Origin of the sequence: Pseudomonas sp. JH-2, from assembly GCF_036231725.1 — a bacterium.
Lineage (GTDB): Bacteria > Pseudomonadota > Gammaproteobacteria > Pseudomonadales > Pseudomonadaceae > Pseudomonas > Pseudomonas delhiensis.
On record NZ_JAZAQP010000082.1, the window covers coordinates 1 to 2,903 of the forward strand.

The 2,903-nt window shown below is 59.6% G+C and carries 3 protein-coding genes; all 3 read right to left on the minus strand.

What is annotated here, in order from left to right:
* On the minus strand, positions 1-140 hold a 140-nt coding region (locus VV867_RS30015), incomplete at its 3' end, for a GTP-binding protein (RefSeq protein WP_230986177.1).
* Positions 141-169: 29 nt separating this feature from the next.
* Positions 170-2,299, minus strand: a complete 2,130-nt coding sequence (fusA, locus tag VV867_RS30020; RefSeq protein WP_089393443.1) for an elongation factor G — start codon at positions 2,297-2,299, stop codon at positions 170-172.
* A 30-nt stretch (positions 2,300-2,329) separates the two neighbouring features.
* Entirely contained in the window at positions 2,330-2,800 is a 471-nt protein-coding gene (gene rpsG, locus VV867_RS30025) for a 30S ribosomal protein S7 (protein ID WP_009617132.1), read from the minus strand.
* Positions 2,801-2,903: the final 103 nt, after the last annotated feature.

Sequence of the window (2,903 nt, forward strand, 5' to 3'; positions counted from 1 at the left end):
AAGGCGCGAGCGGAGCCACCCCAGGTCTCGGAGCAGACCTTGGTCAGAGCAGCGGTCAGAGTGGTCTTACCGTGGTCAACGTGACCGATGGTGCCGACGTTGACGTGCGGTTTGTTACGTTCAAATTTTTCCTTAGCCACGACAGTAACCTCTTACTTAAAGGGCTGAATCAAGCTTGTTTTTTAACCAGCGCTTCGACGATGTTCGACGGAGCTTCGGCGTATTTGGAGAATTCCATGGAGTAGCTCGCGCGACCCTGGGACATGGAACGTACGTCGGTCGCATAACCGAACATCTCGCCCAGCGGAACCTCGGCACGGATAACCTTACCGGAAACCGAGTCTTCCATCCCCTGAATCAGACCGCGACGACGGTTCAGGTCGCCCATCACGTCGCCCATGTAGTCCTCAGGAGTCACCACTTCCACCTTCATGATCGGCTCGAGCACCTTGCCGCCGCCCTTCTGGGCCAGCTGCTTGGTCGCCATGGAAGCAGCGATCTTGAACGCCATCTCGTTGGAGTCGACGTCGTGGTAGGAGCCATCGAACACGGTGGCCTTCAGGCCGATGAGCGGATAGCCGGCGACGACGCCGTTCTTCATCTGCTCTTCGATGCCCTTCTGGATCGCCGGGATGTATTCCTTCGGAACCACACCACCCACGACTTCGCTGGTGAACACCAGACCTTCGGTGATGTTGCCCTTCTCGTCCACATCCGGAGTCGAGAAGCGGATCCAGCAGTGACCGAACTGACCGCGACCACCGGACTGACGAACGAACTTGCCTTCGATCTCGACGTTGTCCTTGGAGATGGTTTCGCGGTAGGAAACCTGCGGCTTGCCGATGTTGGCCTCGACGCCGAACTCGCGCTTCATGCGGTCGACGAGGATGTCCAGGTGCAGCTCACCCATGCCGGAGATGATGGTCTGGCCGGTTTCTTCGTCGGTCTTGACGCGGAACGACGGGTCTTCCTGGGCCAGCTTGCCGAGGGCGATGCCCATCTTCTCCTGGTCGGCCTTGGTCTTCGGCTCTACAGCTACCGAGATGACCGGCTCCGGGAAGTCCATGCGCTCGAGGATGATCGGCTTCTCGATGTCGCACAGGGTGTCACCGGTGGTGACGTCCTTCATGCCGATCAGAGCCGCGATGTCGCCAGCGCGCACTTCCTTGATCTCGTCACGCTGGTTGGCGTGCATCTGCACCATACGACCAACGCGCTCTTTCTTGCCCTTCACGGAGTTGATGACCGACTGGCCGGACTCCAGGACGCCCGAGTAGACGCGGACGAAGGTCAGGGTACCGACGAACGGGTCGGTAGCGATCTTGAACGCCAGGGCGGAGAACGGAGCGTTGTCGTCAGCCGGACGCTCGTCGTGGATTTCGTTGTCATCAGTGCTGTCCGGGTGGACGCCCTGGATGGCCGGAATCTCGGTCGGAGCAGGCAGGAAGTCGATGACGGCGTCCAGAACCAGGGGCACGCCCTTGTTCTTGAAGGACGAACCGCAGACCGCCGGAACGATTTCGCAGGCGATGGTACGCTGGCGCAGGCCGGCCTTGATCTCTTCGATCGACAGCTCACCTTCTTCCAGGTACTTGTTCATCAGCTCTTCGTTGGCCTCGGCAGCAGCCTCGACCATGTTGTTGCGCCATTCGTTGGCCAGGTCCAGCAGCTCGGCGGGAATCTCTTCCTCGCGGTAGCTGGTGCCCTTGTCGTCTTCGTTCCAGTAGATGGCCTTCATCTTCATCAGGTCGATCTGACCCTGGAAGTCATCTTCTGCACCGATGGCCAGTTGAACCGGAACCGGGGTGTGCCCCAGGCGGTTCTTGATCTGACCGACGACGCGCAGGAAGTTGGCACCGGCGCGGTCCATCTTGTTCACGTAGACGATACGCGGAACGCCGTACTTGTTGGCCTGACGCCATACGGTTTCGGACTGCGGCTCAACGCCGGAGGTGCCGCAGAACACCACGACAGCACCGTCCAGCACGCGCAGGGAACGCTCCACCTCGATGGTGAAGTCCACGTGGCCGGGGGTGTCGATGACGTTTACGCGGTATTTGTCGTACTGGCCGCGCGAACCTTCCCAGAAGGTCGTGATCGCAGCGGAGGTGATGGTGATGCCACGCTCCTGCTCCTGCACCATCCAGTCGGTGGTAGCAGCGCCGTCGTGTACCTCACCCATCTTGTGGCTGAGACCTGTGTAGAACAGGATCCGCTCGGTAGTGGTGGTCTTGCCCGCGTCGACGTGGGCGCAGATACCAATGTTCCGGTAGCGGTTAATTGCTGTGGTACGAGCCATAAAGCCCTCGCAAAAGAATGGAAGCCGCGATTAGAAGCGGTAGTGGGAGAAGGCCTTGTTGGCTTCAGCCATACGGTGCACGTCTTCACGCTTCTTGACGGCGGCGCCTTTGCCTTCGGCGGCATCCAGCAGTTCGCCGGCGAGGCGCAGGGCCATGGACTTCTCGCCGCGCTTGCGCGCGTAGTCCACCAGCCAGCGCATGGCCAGGGCATTACGACGGGACGGACGTACTTCGACCGGAACCTGGTAGGTAGCACCGCCGACACGGCGGGACTTCACTTCGACCAGCGGAGCGATGGCGTCGAGAGCTTTCTCGAAGAGTTCCAGGGGGTCACCTTTACTGCGCTCTTTGACCTTGTCCAGAGCACCGTAAACGATACGCTCGGCAACGGCTTTCTTGCCGCTTTCCATCACGTGGTTCATGAACTTGGCCAGAATCTGGCTTCCGTATTTCGGATCGGCCAGGATCTCACGTTTGGCCGCTACACGACGTCTTGGCATTGATAAGCCCTCAAACGGTCTTCAGGTTAGCCCGGGACTGCAACACTTTGGTTACGCGCCCGACCTTACTCTTATCGACTCAGCAAATAGGAAAAAACGATTA

Coding starts and splice junctions, on each gene's coding strand:
- fusA (WP_089393443.1), bottom strand. CDS start 2,299: ATGGCTCGTACCACAGCAATTAACCGCTACCGGAACATTGGTATCTGC.
- rpsG (WP_009617132.1), bottom strand. CDS start 2,800: ATGCCAAGACGTCGTGTAGCGGCCAAACGTGAGATCCTGGCCGATCCG.